The sequence below is a fragment of the Paenibacillus sp. PL91 genome, from assembly GCF_012935325.2.
Taxonomy (GTDB): domain Bacteria; phylum Bacillota; class Bacilli; order Paenibacillales; family Paenibacillaceae; genus Pristimantibacillus.
In genome coordinates, this window is sequence record NZ_JABBYG020000024.1 from 35,355 (window position 1) to 56,027 (window position 20,673).

The window sequence follows — 20,673 nt, forward strand, 5'->3', positions numbered from 1 at the left end:
ATAAGGCTTGAAAGCATGATTAAAAATATAAATGATAGGCAGCACCATCATGATTGACAACAGAAGCATAAATACGTTAAAGCTAATTTTGGCGGCAAGGCTTGATTGTTTCAGGTGTTATTCCTCCTTCGTACCGAACAATCCCCAGCTAAGCTTGTTCGCAAAATACATTAATATAAGAAGAAATACGGATATCGTCGCCGCATAACCCATTTCGAAGCGGATTAAGCCATAGTCGTTGATATGGTTCACGATTAGATGGCCGGCATATTCCGGCGTCGGGTTTTGACCAGAAAGCTCAACGCCAATAGCCCCTGTCTTAAACGTTGTGACGATCGCCATAACCGCTCCGAACAGCATTTGCGGCTTCATGGACGGAATCGTAATATACCACAGCTCTTGTAAGTTGTTTTTGATGCCGTCGATTCTGCCCGCCTCATACAAAATCGTATCCACGTTAAGAATGCCGGCTAGCATCGCAAGAAAGCCAACACCCATGCTTGACCACAGCGTTACGACGACCATCGAGCTCATTAGAAAATCAGGGCTTGTTACCCACAGCTTCGGCACATCGATTAGTCCAAGCTTTAATAGGAAGCTGTTCAAATAGCCGATTCTATCGCCTGATAGCAGCGGCAGCCAAATAATCGTCATGGCTATCCCTACCGTAAGCGATGGCGTATACATCGCGAGCGCCACCCATTTGCGATAGCTTCCGCGCAGCCTTGAAATGAGCCAAGCAAGCAGGAAGGCAGCCGCGTAGCCGCCTGGACCTACTATAACCGCGAACTTGAACGTGTTCGGCAGCGCGTACTTGAGAAACAGCAAATCCTGCGAGATCAAATATTGAAAGTTGCTCCAGCCAATCCAGCGCGGCGGCTCGATCCCGTTATAATAAGTGAAGCTGAGGCCTATTGCAGCCAAAATCGGGATGACGATAAACAAGGCGAAGCAGATTAAGAACGGCGCGATAAATAAGTACGAAATGCGAAACGACCAAAGCTTACTCCACATAGCGATCTATCCCTTCCCAAGGCTGATCGACAACTGGAATATCTAATGTTTTCACCTGATTGCCAAGCTCATCGATAAAGCCAAATTCCTGCTGCTTTCGCAGCAGCTCCCGATTGATATCCCTAACCGCTTGCTCTAACGAAGACATATAGTTTGTCGTCCTTACGACCGACCTGATCCAAGCGTTATTCGTCTCGCGCTCAAGGAAATAGCCTCCCGGCACATTCGGAATATCCTTATACCACTTCCATTGGTTCAAAATAATGTCGGCATCCTCTTTTTTCCACGGAAGACGGGTAAAGGCCTCGACGTTGGACGTGTTCCAGCGGAAAGCAACGCCGTTCACAGCCTCTAGATCTGAGCCGTATTGCTCCTGCACCTCGGCAGAGAGCCACCATTTCAGAAACTGCCAGCTTTCTTTTTTCTTATTCGATTTGTCGAAAATAACGCCCGTCCGTTGTCCCCCGCCAGCCCAGCGGCTAATCGTCCCGTCCGCTTGCTTCGTTCCCGGAATAAGCGCGATACCCCAGCGGCCGTTCAGTTCAGGCGCTGCTGCCGACAGCTGCACATACATGTTGTAGTCCGATATGCCGATCGGCATCGTTCCGCTGCGGAAATGCTGATAGAAGCTCGGCACCTCCCGCTCCACCGCATACGTATTGAACAAATCCGTCCACTGCTTGAACGCGCGGTACGCCTCAGGCGTATCCAGCCCCGATTTCACCCCGCCTGGCTCATAGAACTCGACGCCGTTCTGATAGAAGAAATGTGTAAACTCCTTCGGATTCACGTAGAAGTTCATGAAATTTTGCTGCAGCGTAGGCAGTAAATCGTACACCTCATCCCACGTTTGCGGAATCTTAACCCCTAAGCGCTGCAAAATATCCTTTCTATAGTAGAGCACCTGAAACGATTGCGTTTCCGGTACGCCATAGTAGCCGCCATCATAATGCAGCGGCAGCCAGGAACCGGGACTAAACTTGGGATACAGCTCATCAAAATCATCAAACTCTGTTAAATCTTGAAGCGTTCCTCGGATCGCATAATCAACCGGCAAGTCCTGCGTCAGGCCAAGCGCAATATCTGGCTGAACGCCGGCAGCGTTGGACATGAGCAGCAGCTCCGGATTCGGCAGCAAATTCACCTTCACCTCAATGCCTGTCTCCGGCGTGAACGACTCATCCGCCAATTGCTGCAGCTGATCAACGTAATCCCTTCCGCGCTGCACCCAAATATTAAGCTTTGTGTCATCCAGGTCGTTCAGACTGTCCCTAGCGTCGAATGAATAAATAAAGTTTTGAGCCCCGCCCCATACCCGGTCCAAAAATGCGGCTTCCATCTTAGGCGCATCCGCCTTCTCCGGAATGATATAAACCTCATCCAGCTGCAGCGACTGCTTCATGAGGGTATCGATGAACGTTCCGAATTTCTCTCTCATGGACGAGATCTCTTCCACCTGATACGGAATTTCCTCCGGCTTCCCCAGCAATGCCCGCAAATCCTTCGCTGAAGTATCCAGCCCTTGGCTGATCGAGTCCTTATTGCCGTTAGCCTGAACAACCCGCTTAGACAATGACTCCATCACATCAGCCGCAAGTGCCATTTGATCGGTTAGGCCAGGGAAATCCTGCTCCATATTCCATGTCCGATTGCGATCTATCGACTTCTTCGTGCTGGCGCCCGTTATGGTCCGTAAATCCCAATCGATCGCATCAAGATGAGCAATCAGCTTCTCCACATCGACGATAATCGATTTGACAGGCGACAGCGTAACCGCGAGCGACAGCGTATGCTTTCCTTTCTCCAGCTTAAGGAGATACGGCTTCTCGCTTTTATCCTGCAAAATCGTCCCTTGCCAGCCGGTTGAATAAGGAAAGCCATAAGCTAGAAACTCCTTGAACGGCACCTCACCGTCGATCCGAACGGCACGATAGGAGGTCTTCTGAGCGATCGTATTTTGCAAGGCGCGAAAGCCGATTTTATAAAGCCCGGACTCCGGCACTTCAAACGACCATGTTATTTCCTGATTCTGCTCCAGCCAGCGCGGTCCGCCAACGGTGTTGTAAATAATTCGCCCCTTATAACGCGGCAGCGTTCGGGCGTTCTTATCCGAATACAGCTTGATTGCCGTATCATTCTTGGACGCAAAATCTTCTGCCTGAATGGTTAAAGCATCCCCATCAATAGCAGGCGCCTCGGCATTTTGAGCGGCGACCTCTTCATACGCTGGAATCGTTTTGCTTGGCGAAAGCTCGATTTTCTCTATTGCAACCGGGTCAAAGCCTTGCAAACGAATCGTATGCGTCCCTCTAGTAAAATGCCACTGCAAAGGCTGCGCGTATGCTCCACCCGAATCAATTAACGGCTTATCGCTCCAGCCCGTAACGTCATTCGAACGAGGCCTGATTTCATCGCCATCCGAGTTTTTCAAAATAGGGCGGACATCCTCCCATGTACGATATAACGAGACGGAGGAGGCTTCCCTAAACGGCTTTTGACCGTCTATGGTCACCCCCCACCCGATCGCGCCCTTTCTCCCTGCATCCTTTAGCGGATTATAAGAAACATGGATTTCATACAGCGCACTCTCTGCAACGTCAACTTTATATTCGACCCAGCCTGTATCGCTCGAATTCCAAAGCAGCACATTCGATTTCCCCTCATACTCGCCTGGCTTGATGTCTCGATCATTCGATACGGCGGATGGCTTCGCTCCCTCCACCTGTATCGTAGCATTAGCGTTTTTCACTCCTTGCTCCTGCCAAGCCTTAAGCGCTTCGCTAAAATAAGGATCGGTTTCATAATCAAAGGTTGTAATGAGTCCGTCATAATTGACCGCTTCGGTTTGTTCGCCGGATACGGGGCTTACTGCCGCTCCAGACAAGAGCAGCAGTGCCGCAATTCCAACGCTTCCGCTATACAGCATCCATTTTCGCTTTATGTTCATAACGAGAAGCCGCCTCCCTCCTTCGCCAAAATCCGATCAGTCTGCAAATCTTACTCCCGTATCCTTATGGAAAAAATGAGCCTTCGAAATATCGAGCTCAACCTTTACCTTCTCGTTTTCAGCGAAACGATTATCCGGGTCCACACGAGCGATTAGCAGCTTCTCCTGTCCAATGTCCAAATAAAGAAAACGATCGGCGCCCATTAGCTCATTATCGCGATAAGTGCCGGTAATGATCGTCTCGGAGAATAAGCCCTCAAGCTTCACATTTTCCGGCCTAATCCCCAATATAATTGATTTGTTTACTTGGTTATGATTGCGCAAAATATCCTCCGTTGCTTCAGGAATCTTCAAGCTAAAGCGGCTCGTATGAAACTCCAACCTCCCTTGCGGGTTTTCCTGAATGCGCCCATTGATAAAGTTGATTTGGGGAGAGCCGATAAAGCTCGCCACAAAGGTGTTTGCCGGCTTGGAATAAATAAGCTCAGGCGTATCGCACTGCTGAATGACGCCGCCCTTCATCACGACGATTCGATCGGCCATCGTCATCGCTTCGACCTGGTCATGCGTGACGAAAATAAAGGTCGTTCCTAGCTTTTTGTGCAGCTTCGTAATTTCCATTCGCATCGTCACCCTAAGCTTTGCATCCAAATTGGACAGCGGCTCATCCATCAAAAACAGCTTCGGATCGCGCACGATCGCTCTGCCCAGCGCCACCCGTTGACGCTGACCGCCCGACAGCTCCTTCGGCTTGCGGTTTAAGTAAGGCTCTATTTCCAAAATCCGGCTTGCATTTTTCACCGCTAAATCGATCTCATGCTTAGGCAGCTTGCGCATCCGTAGGCCGAACGCAATATTCTCATATACGCTCAGGTTAGGATAAAGCGCATAGTTTTGAAAGACCATCGAAATGTCGCGATCCTTAGGCGGAAGCTTGTTGACCAATTGGTCGCCGATAAAAATTTCGCCCTCGGATATGTCTTCCAGACCGGCAATCATCCGCAGCGTCGTCGATTTGCCGCAGCCGGATGGCCCTACAAACACAATGAATTCCTTATCCTTAATTTCCAGCTGGAAATCCTGCACAACTGCGTGCTTGTCTTTGCCATAGCGCTTATATAAATGATTAATCGTAACTCCCGCCACAAAACAACCTCCTATCAGAACAAGATTCCCGCCAAAAAAAATAAGGATATCATGTGATGCTCTGATATCCTCCATTGATACGGTAGAATGTATGAAGTTAATGGATTAGTTCACAACCGCTGCTTCTTTCGCGATTTGCAGCCTTGCAGTCACTTCGTCAACCTTCGCCAGCTCTTCTTCGCTCAAGCGCTCATGCCAGCTTTTTGCGGCCTCTGTAATATGCTCCGGCTTAGATGCACCAAGAATAGCCGAGGTAATTCCCGGACGGCTCAGCACCCAAGACAATGCATATTGCGCCTGGGTTAAGCCGCGCTCCTGCGCTAGCGGCTTAATCGCCTCTGCCAGCTTGATCGCATTTTTCTTGAGCAGCTCTTCAAGCCGTTGTTCGCCTGCTGCTAGTCGCGAGCCTTCAGGCGGCGCTTCTCCAGCGCGATATTTGCCTGAGAGTATGCCTCTGCCAAGCGGGCTGTACACGATAACGCCAACATTTTCCGATTGAACGAAAGGTATAATCTCCTGCTCAATTTCACGCGAGATCAAGCTGTATTCCGGCTGCAGGCTCTCAAAACGATGCAGGCTATGAAGAGCGCTGATACCATGAGCCTTCGCCAGCTGCCATGCAGCAAAATTCGAAGCCCCTATGTATCTCACTTTCCCTTGACGAACCAGATCATCCAAAGCTCTCAGCGTCTCATCCAGCGGCGTGTTCGGATCAAAGCGATGAACCTGATAGAGATCCAAGTAGTCGGTTTTCAATCGCTTCAGGCTGTCTTCAACCGCTTTGAAAATATGATAGCGGCTTTGCCCGGAATCATTGACGCCTTCGCCTACACGGCCATGAACCTTGGTTGCAAGTACGATGTCCTGACGTCTTTCCTTGAGCAAATTGCCAAGAATTCGCTCGGATTCACCAGCTCCGTAGACGTTCGCGGTGTCGACGAGGTTAATGCCATGATCTAACGCTAAATCCAAAATGGTAGCCGAAGCCTGCTCATCAATCCATCTTCCAAATGCCATCGTGCCTAAGCTTACTTCCGATACTTTGAGCCCTGTTCTTCCTAATCTGCGATATTCCATAATTATAATCTCCTCCTATAATCGATCATCGTATGAACAAAAAAAACGGAGACATGCTATGCTAGATGTCTCCGGTTATCCGGTCGATAAATATTAGTATTCATATGAGAATAGTGCATTTTAAATAATAAGAGTACCGCAGGCTGATGTCAACCATCATCTCTGCAGTTATTTAGCTCAGTATGCGGACAATACGCTTCTTGCATGAATTTCCTGCTCGGCCACAAACTCGCTGAGCTCCACAATTAATTTGCCTTTTCCGAAGGATAAAAACTTTCGCCCTTCCTCAGCCTGCCTCTGCGTCATAAGGTCCAAAAAACGAATGATCATTTTCCGTCTGCGTTTAATTTCGGGATAGCCATTATCGTATAGCCACTGATCAATCGTATTATAAATTCCACGATTCAGCCGATACATTTGCAAGCAATAATGATGAAAAGCCAAATCAGGCCATTCGTATACGCCTATAGTAAGGTTGTTCTTCATTATCTCTGCTTCCGGGCAGCAGATGGAGATTTCTCCGTGTCATAGCGACTGCGCTCTGTCCGATCAATTTGGACGATTTGTCCGTTATGAATCGTAATTTGAATGACGCCGTATTGAACCCCTACCAATTGCTCCTTAATGCGTTTCAACCACTCATCAGCAACCTCAACCGGTCGAGACATAATCAACACCCTCTCCAAAGTTATATGTTTTGAAAAAAATAAAAAGAAGGCGCACGACAACCGATTCGGCATTCGGTTGGCATGCGCCTCCAGTTTTCTAGCGAGCGCGAATGTGAATAAAATACAGCGACACTAATGCCATAATTTTCTTATTCAATTCCCATTTCTATTTCCGACTAATTCAATAGGATAAATTAAATTTACCATGATGCTTTCTATCCGTCAACCATTTTCCTCTAATCCATCTGGCGTTTCTGCATAACGGCAGCAAGCATCGGCTTCGTACGATGCAAATGGTAAAACACTCCAATTATTAGCCAGCATGCTCCCATCAGTAAGGCGGTTCGATCCAGCAGCGTCAGGAGCCATCCTACAAAGCAAGCCCCGATAAGCGGGACAATCAGGTAAATAATCGTTTGTTTAAACGATCTTCGCTTCTCCTTCACGTACATCTGCGCGACGACTGAACCATTAACGAACACAAAGGCAGTTAACGCGCCGAGACTAACGAATTTTATGGCTGTCTCCAAGCTTAAGACGAGCGCGAGCATCGAAATGACGCATACTACGACAATGCTGTTGACGGGCGTTTTATATTTCAAATGCAGCTTGCCGAAAAACCGTCTAGGCAGCGTGGAGTCAGTGCCCATGACATGCAGAAGTCTCGAAGCACTCGTCACCGCGATGACCCCTTGCGTAAATACAGCCATAATCAACACCGATATGAAAAGCGACTGAAGGCCTGCACCGCCGACTAGACGCATCAGTTCAAAGCCAGCTGCATCTCCATTCGTAAACGCAAGGCTCGGAAACACCAGCTTCGTCAAAACAGAAACGACGATATACATGACAGCAGCAATAAGAACAATGAGCATGATTGCGCGCGGTATCGTTTTCTGAGCGTTGATGGTCTCATCAGCTAGCGTTGTTACCGTGTCAAAGCCAAGGAAGGAGAAGCAGACGATCGACGCGCCCGTCAATATCGCGGAACCCCCCCATTCCCCTTGCGGCAAAATCGGCTGAACAGCAATCGCAGCAGCGCTGCCCGCCAGACCCTTCAGCAGAAAGATGCAAAATACCGCAATAAACAATATTTGCACGACTACAAATATTTTACTGATACCGGCAGAGAACTTAATGCCCACGATATTTACAACCGCAAAAATAAGGTTGATGCCAATGATCCATACCGAGGCTGGAACACCTGGGAACTGGGCATGCATATAAAGGCCGAACGTCAAGCATGCGATGACAGGGGAGAAAATATATTCGAGCAGCACCACCCAGCCGACCAAGAAACCGGCATAGGGATGGATAGCTTTCCTAACATAGCTATATGCGGAGGCAGAGGATGTAAATCTTTTGGACATAATCATATAGCTGAACGCCGTTAATAGAATAGCTGCCGCCGCCACGCTGTACGAGCTCGTCATCCATCCGCGCGAGCCTTCGTAAGCGATACCATACACGGTAAAATAAATCATAGGCGACATCCACGCGAGGCCTAAGGTTACAACCTGAAACAATGTCAATGATCTCTGATACGCCACGTTCTCTTCCATTTGCTGCACCCTCTGCCCTGTTAATTGGTCTTTCTCTGCTTTTAAAAAACAAGAAAAACCCGGGAGGCATCGTCGTTAGACAATCTCCCGGGCTTTTATCCCTCCGTGAACACAGCATGCTGTGCGTTTTCTCTCGGTCCAGTCCGAACCTAACGTCCGCGGAACCCTAGAAAACTATTATTTTTCACTTTTATGGAACATTTCCTCACAATATAATCGTGTATCTGAACGATAATCGTTAATTTTAATCTTATGTTAAATAACATAACATATATTGTTCTATATTTAAAGGGTTTGTTTCATAAAAAATGATCTCAAGCTGACTACTACTATATCACCCTGGAATTCGATAACGGGACACGCAAGGAATATTGGAACGTCAAAAACATATACGGCTTGGTCGTCGAAGGCGATACCGGCTATGCAGCCACGCAAAGGGAATGGATCATCGCCTTCGAGCGCGATCAAAGCGAGCCGATGCGTTAAGAACGGGAAAGAGCATGCTGAAGCTCAGCATGCTCTTTCCTGTTCTTTATGCTTTTAATAGTCATAGCTTAATAGCGATCTCTTTAATCAAATTCGGCATCCACTCGCTAAGCTGCTTGAACGCAAAGCCCGCTGCTTCAGCCTTTGTTGTATCCATATACCATGAATCAGGGACACCGAATGGCGAGCTATGCGCTTCTTCACTTTCCGTTACAATATTCGCCTTCTTGCCTGTCGTTTGCGTGATGAGCGATATCAGTTCCCTAATCGTTAATTGTCCATGAGAACAAGCGTTGACCGGTCCAACCAAATTCGAATGCCCTAGCCAAGCTAGAAAGGAGGCCGCTTCATCAGAGTGGATAAATGACATTTTGGCATTTAGGTTCGGGATGCCGATAGGCAGCCCTTGCAAAATATGCTCAACGTGAAAATGTAAACGCCGCGTATAGTCGTCATGCCCTAATACGATCGGAAAACGTACAGCTGCTCCCGGAAATGCAGCTTTTTGAAAGAAAACGGCTTCGACCAGCCTTTTTCCCTCCGCGTAATCTACTTGAGTTGCATGCACCTCTGGTAAAGGATAGCGGTAAGGGTCAAACTCCCCTTCTACCTTACAGGGTTCTCCGAACGGATAGACGCTGAGCGATGAAGTTACGATATATTTGCCTGTTCGGCCCGTAAACAGCTTCACTGCATCCTCCGCTTCCTGCGGGTTGTAGCAAATGTTGTCGTACACCACATCAAACGCATTGGAACCAAGCGCCTCGCTGAGCGCAGCAGTATCGGTTCGATCCAACTGAAGCCGCTTTACCGAATGGCCAAACGAATCAGCTGTCTTCCCCCTCGTAGCAATTGTTATATCGTTTTGTTCCTCTATCAGAAGTTCAACCAGCTTTTTCCCGAAAAATCTTGTCCCGCCCAAAATTAGTATTTTTCTCACGGTCAGCACCTCCAGAAAAAAATTTGCTAAATAATATAAATATCAAGCTATATTGTACCATATTTTTACTGTCAGAATGGCTCTACTCACTCCCTCCTGAAAACTTGAGATTTCATCCGCAGCGAAGCACAATAATCGTTAAATGTAAATTATTTACTTCATTATTTGTTTCAAAAAAGCGGTATACGTTTATATATAACTAAGAAATTGAACAACCGTTGGTCCACATGATCAACAAATACCAAACGAGGAGAGATGACAAATGTCACGAGAAAACTCTAGTAACGGCGTATTGTTAGGCGCAATTGTAGGAGGTGCCATCGGTGCCATTTCGGCTCTATTGTTTGCACCAAAAACAGGCGCAAACCTTCGGGAGGATCTCTCGAACAAGTTCAAGTCGATCAGCGAGAAAACAAAGGACATCGCCACTGCGGTGGGACAAAATACGAAAGAGCTCGCCACTACTGTCGGGCAGAACACAAAGGACCTAGCCAGCAACATCAAAGAGGAAGCCGGCGATCTGGTCGACCATGCCAAAAAATCAAACCAAACGATCATGGATTCCTTTTCCTCCACTAAGGAGGACGTCAAGGATGGTCTTGCAACCTCAGGGAGGTAATGCTGCGATGAAGACCGAACTTGAAGAAACGACAAACTCCATGGCCCCGACTGAGGAAGAAATGATCAAGCTGGGCGAGGACATGGAGCAGATGGAAACCAACGCTGAGGTTATTGAGCGGGGTCTGATTCCAGACCCCGCTCAATAAAAAAACAATAACAATCAAAAAACCCCTTTCCATACTCGATATGGAAAGGGGTTTTTTTGATGTTATATAAAAGGTTAAAGGATATAATCCGCACGCTGATCCACGAGCAATAGCTTGAGCTTCTCAATCGCCCGCTTCTGAATGCGAGACACACTCATCTGCGATACGCCTAGCTCCTCAGCGATATCCCGCTGCGATTTGCCACTGTGATAAGCGAGCAGAAGCACTTTTTTCTCCTCCGCCTTCAGCTGATCCAGCGCCTCCTCCAGGTCCAAACGATTATCAACATTCTGATAATCGTCCTTGTCTGTGCCGATAAGATCGCCGATCGTGGCAGCGCTATCCCCTTCACTAGATAAAGGCGTATCGAGCGATACATAATGATAGGATTCGCGGCAGGACAGCACCTCGATCGTTTCCTCTACAGAGAGACCAAGATGGGCTGCAATTTCCTCCATTTTTGGCGAATGCCCAAGCTCCACCGTCAAATGATCGATTGCCTGCTGGATGAGCAGGCCCTTCTCTTTAATTCGTCTTGGCACTTGAATATACCATGATTTATCGCGCAAGTAGTTTTTCAGGTGGCCGATGATGCTCTTCATCGCGTAGCCTTCAAATGGAATTTCCCGCGAGCTGTCATACTGCTTGAACAAGCGAAGCATGGAAAGCTGTCCCACCTGATACAGATCCTCATAGAGGTCAGGTCGACTGCGGGACATTTTGGCGGCTGCCATCTTCACGATCGGTTCAAAATGCTGCAGCAATACCGTCGCGGTATCATTGCAATTCGTTTCCTGATATATTTTCATTTTTTCTATCGTTTCTTTTGGATCCAGGCAGGATGAATTCACGCTCATGCCATCTCCTCTTTCCTACCAAATAACTTGGTGAGAATCACCTCTGTACCTCTTTCGGAAAAAACCTCCACCTTATCCATTAACGCATGCATCATAAAAAGGCCAAGTCCGCCCGCGGTCGCTTCTTTCAACTCCTTGCCGTGGAGGGAGACGGACTTGCTTATCGCAGGCTCGTATTTGAAGCTTTCGCCCTCATCCTTAATCCGGATGGATAGCCCTTCTTGCTCAATTTCAAAGGTGATGTCTACTACGCCTGGCTGTGCATTGCTATAAGCATGAAGCACCACGTTCGTACAGGCTTCCGTAACCGCTACCTTCATATCTTCAATTTCCTCATACGAGAAACCTGCTTTGTTCGCAATGCCAAACAATGTCAATCTAACAATATCAATATATTCCGCCCTCGCAGGAATCGTCAACCGAATGAATGAGTTCATAGTTTCTTCTGTCCTCTCTTGTAAGTTCCTATTATTGCTCATATGTTTTTGACTTTATTCCAAACTCTTATCGTGGATATAACACCATCATAAACGGTACTAATTAATCCTGGCTCTCCTGCCGGCTTTGCCTTCTTGCCCTCGCCTTTTATTGAGGCTACCACGCTCGCTGCTGACTCTTTGGCTGCTCCGGTAAACGAATGCAGCGCATGGCCAAGATCGTTAACGGAAGCAAAAAGCACGTCTAACGAGCTAAGCTTCGACCTTACATCAAGCGTCATCGCATTCGTATTATGAACGGCCTCTTTTACTTCAACGCTGATTTGCGTCACCTCTGTTCGCAATGAACCGACCGTTACCCGCATCTCCTCCAACGTGCCGCGCAAAGTTTTCAATGTTTGAATGAGCGAATACAAGAGAACAAGAAACGCAATTGCTATAACAGCAATACTGATTTGCAATAACATATCCATCGTCGTCACCACTTTCTTTTTTTCATAAGTTACCCGCTATTGCCTTATTTGAAACAACTGGCAAACATCCATTGCTAATAGCAGGAAGAAAATTGTCAATTGATCTATTCATGATATAATAGAAAGATTCTATTATATCGATATTGAATACAAAGGAGCTTATCATGTTTAGTAATTTACGATTAAACATTCGCTCGAAAATTTTAATCGGCTATTTTCTTATTATTTGCTGTCTGGGAGCTTCCATTATTGTAGTAAGCGATAGAATATCATCCTTGCAAAGTGAAATTGAGACGATTACAAGTCGTGACATCGAAGTCCATAATTTGATTACGACCATTCGCTATAACGCCGTGAGCATGGAGTCTAGCCAGCGAGGATTTGTCATTACCGGCAATGAGTCGTATTTAGATCCCTATATTGAAGCAAAAGCGGAATGGGAGGCCAACTACAATGCCTTGTACCAATACCTATCCGATGACCCGACTACACGCAAAAACCTTGAGGAAATCAAGCTAACCATTCAAAATTGGATCAAGGTGGCCGGCGATCCTACGGTCGCGCTGCGCAAGGCGAACAACACGCAAGGGATCATCGATTTTTTTAATGAAGACAAAGGAAAAAAAGATATTGAAAACCTTCGAACGCAGTTAGAAACCATGCGCCAAAAGGAAATATTATCAACAAAAAATCATATTATGCAGCTCGAAAACCGGAACGATATGCTCATTATCAGCCTGTATAGCATGCTGCTGGTCGTTTCCGTTGTCGCTCTCTTAATCGTATCTTTTGTATCTGGGACAATTGTCAGAACGATTAAAGATGTCGTCAAAACGATAACCGATATCGCTGCTTCCGGAGGAGATCTCTCCACACGGATTAAAGTAAACACGCGAGATGAGATCAGGGATCTTGCTCATGCAACCAATGCGCTGCTCGACAATTTAAACGATCAAAATTGGATTCAAACGAAGGTCGCAGAGGTAGCAACCATGAATCAGGGAATTAACGATATGACGACGTTAGCGGATTCCTTTCTATCAAAGATTGCTCCCATGCTTAATGCAACCTATGGATTATTTTATATTAAGCAAGGAAACGGCGATCAGCAGAAGCTGCTCAAAATCGCTTCCTATGCTGTAACAGGCGAGAGGGCCGGACATGTCAGCTTCCGTATGGGCGAAGGCCTCATCGGCCAAGCAGCGCAAGAGAATCGCAATTTCCTGCTCAACTCAGCTCCTGACCATCCTATCAGCATTACGTCTGGTCTTGTATCCGTGCAGCCGAAGAGCATTCTAATCGTACCGATCGAATTTGAAGGAAAGGTAGCCGCTGTCGTTGAATTCGCATCTGTTGAATCGTTCACTTCACAGCATTTGAAGCTGTTGGAGCAGATTGAAAGCTCATTTGGCGTTGCGATCAATAATGTCGCAGGGCGTATGGAGGTCGAGCGGCTGCTCAGCGAATCGCAAGTTTTGACGGAGGAGCTTCAGACTCAAACCGAGGAGCTTCAGACGCAGTCGGAGGAGCTGCAGATGCAGCAAGAAGAAATGCGCATGACCACCGAGCATCTAGAGGAGCAAAACCTGTTCGCCGAGCAGAAGACGAAGGAATTGGAAAAAGCGAAGGAAGAGCTCGAATCGTATTCCGAGCAGCTTAAGAAAAGCTCGCAATACAAATCCAACTTCCTCGCCAATATGTCGCATGAGCTTCGTACTCCGCTCAACAGTATATTAATTTTGTCTCAGCTTCTGGCTGAAAATGAGAATAGAACGTTGAATACAGAGGAAGAAGGGTATGCTAAAGTCATCCATACATCCGGCAATGATCTGCTTGCGCTTATTGATGACATTCTCGATTTATCCAAAATCGAAGCCGGAAAGATCATTTTGATCATGGATGAAGTAAACGTAAGTGAGATTCCAGAGCATATGAAGCTTCTCTTTAACCCTGTAGCTGAAACGAAAGAAATTGCTTTCCGGATCAACGTGGATGAAAACGTCCCGCCTGTACTCTATACAGACGGACAGAGACTGCAGCAAATTTTGAAAAATTTATTGTCCAATGCTTTTAAATTTACCGAGCAAGGGAGCGTTTCCTTAAATATTCAAATCGCCGATCCGAACAGCGTGAAGCAGCATCTTCCTGCCCATGCCGACAAAGAGGTATTAGCTATATCGGTAACCGATACGGGCATTGGCATTCCGCTGAACAAGCAGCAGCTAATCTTTGAAGCGTTCCAGCAGGTTGACGGCGAAACGAATCGCCAATATGGCGGTACTGGCCTTGGATTATCGATCTGCAATGAATTCAGCAGACTGCTAGGCGGACGTATTATATTGGAGAGCCAGCCGGACATGGGCAGCACTTTCACACTCTTTGTGCCAAGCTTGCCGAATATGGAAAAAGAGCAGCTCGTCTCCTACCATCAGGAAATAGCAGCAGCCTCTGAGCTTGAACCTTCGGTCGTCGCTCAAGCACCAGACATGATCGAACAGACGGATACCGAGTTAATGGACAATGAGAGCTCGCTTTTTGAAGGGAAAAATGTACTGCTCGTAGAGGATGATTCCCGCAACGTATTCGCCCTGGTCAAATCGCTGGAGAATAAGAAAATTAAAGTGACAGTGGCAAGCAACGGCAAACAATGTATGGACATTATCAACAAAAATACCGACTTCGACCTGGTGCTCATGGACATTATGATGCCCATTATGGACGGTTTTGAAACGATGAAAGCGCTGCGTCTTGTTCCCGCAATGCAGGATACGCCTATCATTGCGTTGACAGCCAAGGCGATGAAGAGTGACCGCGATAAATGCTTGGAGGCCGGCGCCTCCGATTATATTAGCAAGCCTCTCAATATGGAGCAGTTATTCTCGCTTATGCGGGTATGGCTTACAAAGCAGGTGGGTAATTGAGCAAGGATTGGAATGAGGATGACTTCATTAATGAGGATTCGATCACGCAGGACGAGCTGGAGCGCATAGAAATCAATTTGCTGCTCGAAGGCATTTACAGCATCTACGGTTTCGATTTTCGAAACTACTTGCGCTCATCGCTGCGTCGGCGTATTTATCATCGGATCAATCTTGAAGGCTTGCCGACGATAACATCTCTTCTTGAGAAGGTGCTTCATGAGCCAAAATTTATCGATAAGCTGTTGAATGACTTCTCGATAAAAGTAACCGAAATGTTTCGTGATCCCAGTTTTTTTGCATCCTTCCGCAAAGACGTTATTCCGCTGCTTCGGGAGCTTCCCGAAATTCGGATATGGCATGCAGGCTGCGCGACTGGGGAAGAGGTTTACTCCATGGCCATCCTGCTGCATGAGGAAGGGCTGCTGGATAAAGCAAAGATCTATGCAACGGATATGAATGAGCATGTAATCGAAAGCGCAAAAGTAGGTAAATTTTCGCTTAAGCGCATGCAGTCCTTTACAAAAAATTATTTGCGGGCTGGCGGAACCAAGGAGTTCTCCTCCTACTATACAGCCAATCATGAGCATGCCACGTTCCATTCTTATATCAAAGAAAACATGATGTTTGCGCAGCATAATCTGGCAACGGATCGTTCATTTAATGAATTTCACGTCATTTTATGCCGAAACGTTCTCATCTATTTTGACTCTGACCTGCAAAACCATGTGCATCAGCTGTTTTTTGAAAGCCTTGCTTTGGAAGGCTTTCTGGCCTTAGGCAATATGGAATCGCTCTTAACGTCTCATAAGAACAAATACGAGGATTTTAATGCGCCAGAGCGCATTTTCCGCAAGATGAGCAGTTAATTTTAATAAAAAATAGAGCCAGATTCCTCTCCCAAGGAATCTGGCTCTTATTGTTATAATGCCGCTGTTTGGTTAGCAATAGAAGCCGTGCGGGCTATCTTGATCGAGGCGTTCATCGTCACCTTTTTCGCATGGCTGCGAAGGTCTTCCTCTGAACCCGCTAACGGCTTCTCCATCCGGCTTAATTCCAACAATGCCGCTTTTGCCGCCTCAGCAGCGAGAACCTCATCTTGCAGGATGAAATGGGCAACCTGATAGGCGAACTGCTCAAGTCCTCTTAATCGTTGAAGCTTGTGATCCCTTAGTAATGCTGCGCTCATAACGTTCATAAGTATTCCTCATCAAATCAGTTTTTTATCGTTTCGTTGATCTTCATATTTGTTAAAAGGAGATTGTTTATCTCCTTCTTCTCATACTCTTTGTCACCAACTACGGCTGCACGACCTGTAAACAGCAGCTTCCCGTTTGAAATATCAATTACGGCTGTTCCAGGAACGCCCGCTTGATTAAATAGAATGTACAAACGGTTTAATCCAAACTGCACCTTTTTAATCTCGTCCACGCCTAGCTGCTCAGCCGATACCGTTGCATACGCGTTTTCATATTTCTTAGTCTGAGGGTTATAACGCTTTAAGGTAAGATGCTCAGGATCGTATTCCGCAAAATATAAATAATCAACTTGCAGGCTTCGCGACTTTTTCGTATCACCATTCGATTGTGAAATCATTTCGGGCAATTCACTCATCAAGCCCGTACGATACGAAAAAGAATAATACTTCTCACTTAGCTTATCGGAAAAAATATCTTCTTCTTCTCCATTCTTGTTGACCTTCATTTCACTTGCGATAAAGAAGATCGTTTCGGTGGGAGCGGAAGACACATCTGTTGTTATGTCTGCAAGCTGCAGTTGAATGTCTGGTTTGTCGCTGCCCTCAATATCAATTTTCTCATTTCCTAGCAGCTTCCCGTTAGCGAGGTCCAATTCAAATACTTCATATTCTCTTGGTTTCGGTTTACTGCTATTATAGTATTTGTTAACCAGAATATAGATCCTGTCGTTCAGGCGCTGTACATCTTCAATATATAAGTTGTTTAACGGTTCAGGCAGCTCGAAAGTTTGTTTAAATGCAGTAATCTTATCTGTTGCTTCATGGAGAAGATTGAGCTGCAATACAGCTACTGGAGCTTCTGACTTCTTAATATTTAAAGATACATCTGAATAGATCACCCACTCCTCATCACGATAAAAGCCGTTTTCATTGTTCTTCCCCCGCATAAACGACTTATGATCGATTAATAGCTGCTGGAAATCAGCTTGTCTGTACAATTCTGGACCGAATTTAGAAAATTCTACTCGAAGGTTTTTATTCAAGCCGCCATATTCACTGCCCCTTGTATTTACTTCTAAGTATTCGTAATTCATGTCCCCGCGATAACCACCTAATAATTGGACAGCTGCGCCTTCTTTAGAATCTCCTTGAATCGTTTCGAGCCTGTACTCGGGCAAATGGTTCAGTCTGCCGAACGAATAATAAGTGCCAATCCCGCTAATTGCGAGCACAACAATAATGATGGATAACCAATAACGCCTCATTTGCATTCTCCTTACACCGTAATCTTTTTGGCAAGCAGCCTCATTCCAAGCCACACCGATAGGCTGAGCACAAGAACGCACATGGCTAGCTCAATGACGAACATTTCATTTGAATAGACATACATGAAATTGTTATCTACTCCAAGAAAAAAGAATGGAAGCATAACAGCTGACACGCAGCCCGCCAAATACAGCACGCCATACAAAATCCCCATACGGCGATAGCTTCTTTCCAGCAATATAGCAGTAAAGATCGCTAATACCGCAATCGTGCCTATTCCGTAATAGTAGAGAAACTGTTCAAACTGCCTTGGTATAAGCTCAACTAGCGCTTGATTGCGGCTTATAGCGTCCACGATATGAGAGTCTGCTCTCTGATCCGCAGGAACAACAAGTTTGAATATCATTTTCTCGACAGGCAGCAGCGCCAATTGAAAGGAAACAAAGCCGAAAACGAATAGGAGAAATGCGGATACCTTTGCTAAATAAATGTTGCGCCTTGCTGTTGGCAGTACGAGCAAGCGATAAATAAACGTATGACGCCCAAACCACTCGCGGTACCAGATGAAGAAAACATATAAGGCAAGTACACCTATACATGCGAGTATGGGCAAAATAAACCACATCTGCGTATTAAACACCGCCCACTCGAAAGTAAGTTGATCTGGTGCCGGAGCTAGATAGCTGTCTCCCATATTCAGCGGCAGCTCTTCTTTCCGTCGAGACAGTTCTTTAGTAAGTGTCCAGATTAGAGCACTAATCTGAGAGATAGCCGTGATTCCCATTAAGACGGCAAGCACCCAGCGAAAGCGATGCACTTCCATATGGACTAGCTTCAAATATCGGTTCATGCCCTGTACACCTCTCTCATGACATCAATGACGGATTTGCCTTCCTCGCTTCGCATTTCTTCGCAGTTGAACGAGCGGCTAACCTTGCCGTCCTGCAATAAAACGGCTTTATCGATCAAATGCTCCATTTCTCCGATTTCATGCGTCGTGAGCAGCACCCCCCGGTCCTCGATCAAATCGCTCGTAAATACTTCCGTTATCGCTTCGCGGCTGAATAAGTCGATCCCGGAAAACGGTTCGTCCATTAATATATAATCAGAATCTTGTCCGAGACCGAGCAGCAGATTGAATTTAGCAGCGGTTCCCTTCGATAAGTTGCCGATTCTTTCCGAGTATTCGAGCCGAAAAAATTGCATGAGCTCGTCTGCTCGTTCCTTATTCCAGCTATCATAGAAGTCTGCCATAAACCGGTGTGCTTCGGATAGCTTCATGCCGGGAAGCATCGTCAGATGGTCAGGAACGAAGGTTATTTTCTCATAGAGGCTTGGACTTAGCGATTGCCCATCAATTCGGATAGTGCCGCCCGATATCGGAGTCAGTCCCATGATCGCTTTCAATATCGTCGACTTGCCTGCTCCATTCACACCGATCAGACAAGTGATTTCTTCCTTATTCGCAGTGAAGGATACGCCGTTCAGCACGTTGCGGCGGCGATACCGCTTGCGGATATCTTTGACCTCAATCATGATCTGGCCCTCCTTCCTCATATTTGGTTTTAACCAGCTGCAGCAGTTCGTCGATTGGAACATCAATTTTTCGGATGGACGCCACAAAGGAAATAACCGCCTCGCCAATTAGTTCCGACCTTATTTGCTTGAGCAGCTCTGTTTCCGTCGTAATTGTGCTGGGAGAGTTGCCTTCCGTAATAATCAATTGCTGCTCCTCCATTTCCTTATACGCTTTCTGTACCGTGTTCGGATTAATTTTCATTAGGCTGCCCAGTTCCCTTCTAGAGGGAATCACCTGACCCGCAGCAAGCCGGCCCGTTGCGATTCGTTCTTTGAAATGCCTAACGACTTGCAAATATACAGGGTCCCTCGTATTGAACAGAATTTCCGTCCACCCGTCGTTTATGTTCATCGCGTTACCTCTCATTCTTAACAAGCGTGTGTATTACGCGCATAATACACTTCATAGGCGTATTATGCACGTAATACACTTGTATGTCAAATGTTGGATGACAAAAAAGAAGAGGAAATGACGGCTGGCGTCGTTTCCTCTTCTTTTATTGCATGTTGCAGCCGTAACTCCTAGTGCTCTTCAGCTGCATTCAAATATTTCGTCAGAACAACTTCCGTTCCACTTTCTGAAGCGTTAACCTCTACCTCGTCCATCAGCGCCTGCATTAAATAGATGCCCAGACCGCCAACACGGAGCCCGCTAACGTCTGCCTCAGGCAAAGGCGCAGCCTTATCAAGCGCGTCAGGCACTAGGAAGGCTGAGCCGTTGTTCTTTACTTTTATCGTTAGTACCGTATCGTCATGCTCAAAAGTAACGTCGATGATACCCTCATCGGTCCACTGATCGCCATGGATAACTGCGTTATTGCATGCTTCAGAAACGGCTACCTTCATATCCTCGATTTCCTCATAGGCGTAGCTCATCTTCGAAGCGATTCCAAATAGACAGATTCTGACCATATCGATATAGTCTGCATGGGCCGGTATTTGTAATCGAATGGCATTCATGCTTGGGCCTCTGTCCCTTCTATTAAATATCTGGAGATGCCCGTCAAATCAAATAGACGTCTAATCGAAGCCGGAATATCGCGTACAAAAAACGGCGCGTTCAGCTCGTCACGTAATTTAAGCACCGAAACGATGATGCCGATTCCGGTACTGTCGATATATTTTAATTGCTTAAGATTAAGCACCAATGCTTTATCAGTTTTGTTCATGACCAGCTCCAAAGCGGATCGAAGCTGCGGTACGACCGATAAATCCAGTTCTCCGTTTACATGAAGGATATATTGATCCTTCGTTTCCTTCTGCACAACTTCAAATTGCTCAGCTTTCATTCTATTCACTCCGCTCGCGTTTGTTTAATAAATAGTAGCAAATATCGTTC

At 46.4% G+C, this 20,673-nt stretch carries 22 protein-coding genes, 1 pseudogene and 1 riboswitch; of the genes and pseudogenes, 5 read left to right on the plus strand and 18 right to left on the minus strand.

The window, feature by feature from the left end; translation table 11 throughout:
• Window positions 1-117: 117 nt before the first annotated feature.
• The 7 genes from HI950_RS31210 to HI950_RS31240 all read right to left on the minus strand — a co-directional run bounded on the left by HI950_RS31210 (window position 118) and on the right by HI950_RS31240 (window position 8,414).
• Window positions 118-1,014: a carbohydrate ABC transporter permease gene (locus tag HI950_RS31210; protein ID WP_169090332.1), complete on the minus strand. Its 897-nt coding sequence runs from the start codon at window positions 1,012-1,014 to the stop codon at window positions 118-120.
• Entirely contained in the window at window positions 1,004-3,961 is a 2,958-nt protein-coding gene (locus HI950_RS31215) for an extracellular solute-binding protein (protein WP_169090334.1), read from the minus strand. The genes HI950_RS31210 and HI950_RS31215 overlap by 11 nt, the downstream gene beginning before the upstream one ends.
• A 36-nt stretch (window positions 3,962-3,997) precedes the next feature.
• Window positions 3,998-5,107, minus strand: coding sequence for an ABC transporter ATP-binding protein (locus HI950_RS31220; RefSeq protein WP_169090336.1), 1,110 nt, complete (start codon window positions 5,105-5,107; stop codon window positions 3,998-4,000).
• A gap of 105 nt (window positions 5,108-5,212) precedes the next feature.
• Entirely contained in the window at window positions 5,213-6,184 is a 972-nt protein-coding gene (locus HI950_RS31225) for an aldo/keto reductase (RefSeq protein WP_187768199.1), read from the minus strand.
• Window positions 6,185-6,361: 177 nt separating this feature from the next.
• A complete protein-coding gene (locus HI950_RS31230) occupies window positions 6,362-6,670 on the minus strand; it encodes a hypothetical protein (RefSeq protein WP_169090338.1) in 309 nt (102 codons plus the stop codon).
• Window positions 6,670-6,852: a YezD family protein gene (locus HI950_RS31235; RefSeq protein WP_169090340.1), complete on the minus strand. Its 183-nt coding sequence runs from the start codon at window positions 6,850-6,852 to the stop codon at window positions 6,670-6,672. Before HI950_RS31235 ends, HI950_RS31230 begins: the two co-directional genes overlap by 1 nt.
• Window positions 6,853-7,088: 236 nt before the next feature.
• Window positions 7,089-8,414: an APC family permease gene (locus HI950_RS31240; RefSeq protein WP_169090342.1), complete on the minus strand. Its 1,326-nt coding sequence runs from the start codon at window positions 8,412-8,414 to the stop codon at window positions 7,089-7,091.
• 82 nt (window positions 8,415-8,496) lie between these two features.
• A riboswitch (guanidine-I (ykkC/yxkD leader) is annotated at window positions 8,497-8,595 on the minus strand.
• 131 nt (window positions 8,596-8,726) lie between these two features.
• Between HI950_RS31240 and HI950_RS36210 the strand changes: the two are divergent.
• Window positions 8,727-8,900: pseudogene (locus HI950_RS36210) on the plus strand (DUF2500 domain-containing protein); the annotation flags it as partial.
• Between the two features lie 61 nt (window positions 8,901-8,961).
• On the opposite strand, the gene HI950_RS31245 reads toward HI950_RS36210, so the two are convergent.
• Window positions 8,962-9,840 (minus strand): NAD-dependent epimerase/dehydratase family protein, encoded by an 879-nt coding sequence (locus tag HI950_RS31245; protein ID WP_169090344.1) that lies wholly within the window; start codon window positions 9,838-9,840, stop codon window positions 8,962-8,964.
• A 262-nt stretch (window positions 9,841-10,102) separates the two neighbouring features.
• Here HI950_RS31245 and HI950_RS31250 point away from each other — a divergent pair, with 262 nt between their 5' ends.
• Both HI950_RS31250 and HI950_RS31255 read left to right on the plus strand, forming a co-directional pair.
• The gene (locus HI950_RS31250) at window positions 10,103-10,459 is read left to right on the plus strand and encodes a YtxH domain-containing protein (RefSeq protein WP_169090346.1); all 357 of its coding nucleotides are present in this window, start codon (window positions 10,103-10,105) and stop codon (window positions 10,457-10,459) included.
• Between the two features lie 7 nt (window positions 10,460-10,466).
• Entirely contained in the window at window positions 10,467-10,607 is a 141-nt protein-coding gene (locus HI950_RS31255; protein WP_169090347.1) for a hypothetical protein, read from the plus strand.
• Between the two features lie 74 nt (window positions 10,608-10,681).
• On the opposite strand, the gene HI950_RS31260 is transcribed toward HI950_RS31255, so the two are convergent.
• The 3 genes from HI950_RS31260 to HI950_RS31270 are packed head-to-tail and all read right to left on the minus strand — an operon-like array spanning window position 10,682 to window position 12,374.
• On the minus strand, window positions 10,682-11,464 hold the full coding sequence (locus HI950_RS31260; RefSeq protein WP_169090348.1) for a sigma-70 family RNA polymerase sigma factor: 783 nt from the start codon (window positions 11,462-11,464) through the stop codon (window positions 10,682-10,684).
• Window positions 11,461-11,901: an anti-sigma B factor RsbW gene (rsbW, locus tag HI950_RS31265; RefSeq protein ID WP_169090350.1), complete on the minus strand. Its 441-nt coding sequence runs from the start codon at window positions 11,899-11,901 to the stop codon at window positions 11,461-11,463. The genes HI950_RS31260 and rsbW (HI950_RS31265) overlap by 4 nt, the downstream gene beginning before the upstream one ends.
• A gap of 38 nt (window positions 11,902-11,939) precedes the next feature.
• Window positions 11,940-12,374, minus strand: coding sequence for a DUF948 domain-containing protein (locus HI950_RS31270; protein WP_169090352.1), 435 nt, complete (start codon window positions 12,372-12,374; stop codon window positions 11,940-11,942).
• A gap of 164 nt (window positions 12,375-12,538) precedes the next feature.
• Between HI950_RS31270 and HI950_RS31275 the strand changes: the two genes are divergently transcribed.
• Window positions 12,539-15,295 (plus strand): response regulator, encoded by a 2,757-nt coding sequence (locus tag HI950_RS31275; RefSeq protein ID WP_169090354.1) that lies wholly within the window; start codon window positions 12,539-12,541, stop codon window positions 15,293-15,295.
• Complete coding sequence (locus tag HI950_RS31280) at window positions 15,292-16,161, plus strand: CheR family methyltransferase (RefSeq protein WP_223285629.1); 870 nt, start codon at window positions 15,292-15,294, stop codon at window positions 16,159-16,161. The genes HI950_RS31275 and HI950_RS31280 overlap by 4 nt, the downstream gene beginning before the upstream one ends.
• A gap of 53 nt (window positions 16,162-16,214) precedes the next feature.
• On the opposite strand, the gene HI950_RS31285 is transcribed toward HI950_RS31280, so the two are convergent.
• The 7 genes from HI950_RS31285 to HI950_RS31315 form a co-directional block, all read right to left on the minus strand.
• Complete coding sequence (locus HI950_RS31285; RefSeq protein WP_169090356.1) at window positions 16,215-16,490, minus strand: hypothetical protein; 276 nt, start codon at window positions 16,488-16,490, stop codon at window positions 16,215-16,217.
• A gap of 17 nt (window positions 16,491-16,507) precedes the next feature.
• Window positions 16,508-17,755, minus strand: coding sequence for a hypothetical protein (locus HI950_RS31290; protein WP_169090358.1), 1,248 nt, complete (start codon window positions 17,753-17,755; stop codon window positions 16,508-16,510).
• 11 nt (window positions 17,756-17,766) lie between these two features.
• The gene (locus HI950_RS31295) at window positions 17,767-18,606 is read right to left on the minus strand and encodes a hypothetical protein (RefSeq protein ID WP_169090360.1); all 840 of its coding nucleotides are present in this window, start codon (window positions 18,604-18,606) and stop codon (window positions 17,767-17,769) included.
• Entirely contained in the window at window positions 18,603-19,292 is a 690-nt protein-coding gene (locus HI950_RS31300; RefSeq protein ID WP_169090362.1) for an ATP-binding cassette domain-containing protein, read from the minus strand. The genes HI950_RS31295 and HI950_RS31300 overlap by 4 nt, the downstream gene beginning before the upstream one ends.
• Window positions 19,285-19,686 (minus strand): GntR family transcriptional regulator, encoded by a 402-nt coding sequence (locus HI950_RS31305; protein ID WP_169090364.1) that lies wholly within the window; start codon window positions 19,684-19,686, stop codon window positions 19,285-19,287. The genes HI950_RS31300 and HI950_RS31305 overlap by 8 nt, the downstream gene beginning before the upstream one ends.
• Before the next feature lie 170 nt (window positions 19,687-19,856).
• Window positions 19,857-20,294: an anti-sigma B factor RsbW gene (rsbW, locus tag HI950_RS31310; RefSeq protein ID WP_169090366.1), complete on the minus strand. Its 438-nt coding sequence runs from the start codon at window positions 20,292-20,294 to the stop codon at window positions 19,857-19,859.
• Entirely contained in the window at window positions 20,291-20,623 is a 333-nt protein-coding gene (locus tag HI950_RS31315; RefSeq protein ID WP_169090368.1) for an STAS domain-containing protein, read from the minus strand. The genes rsbW (HI950_RS31310) and HI950_RS31315 overlap by 4 nt, the downstream gene beginning before the upstream one ends.
• Window positions 20,624-20,673: the final 50 nt, after the last annotated feature.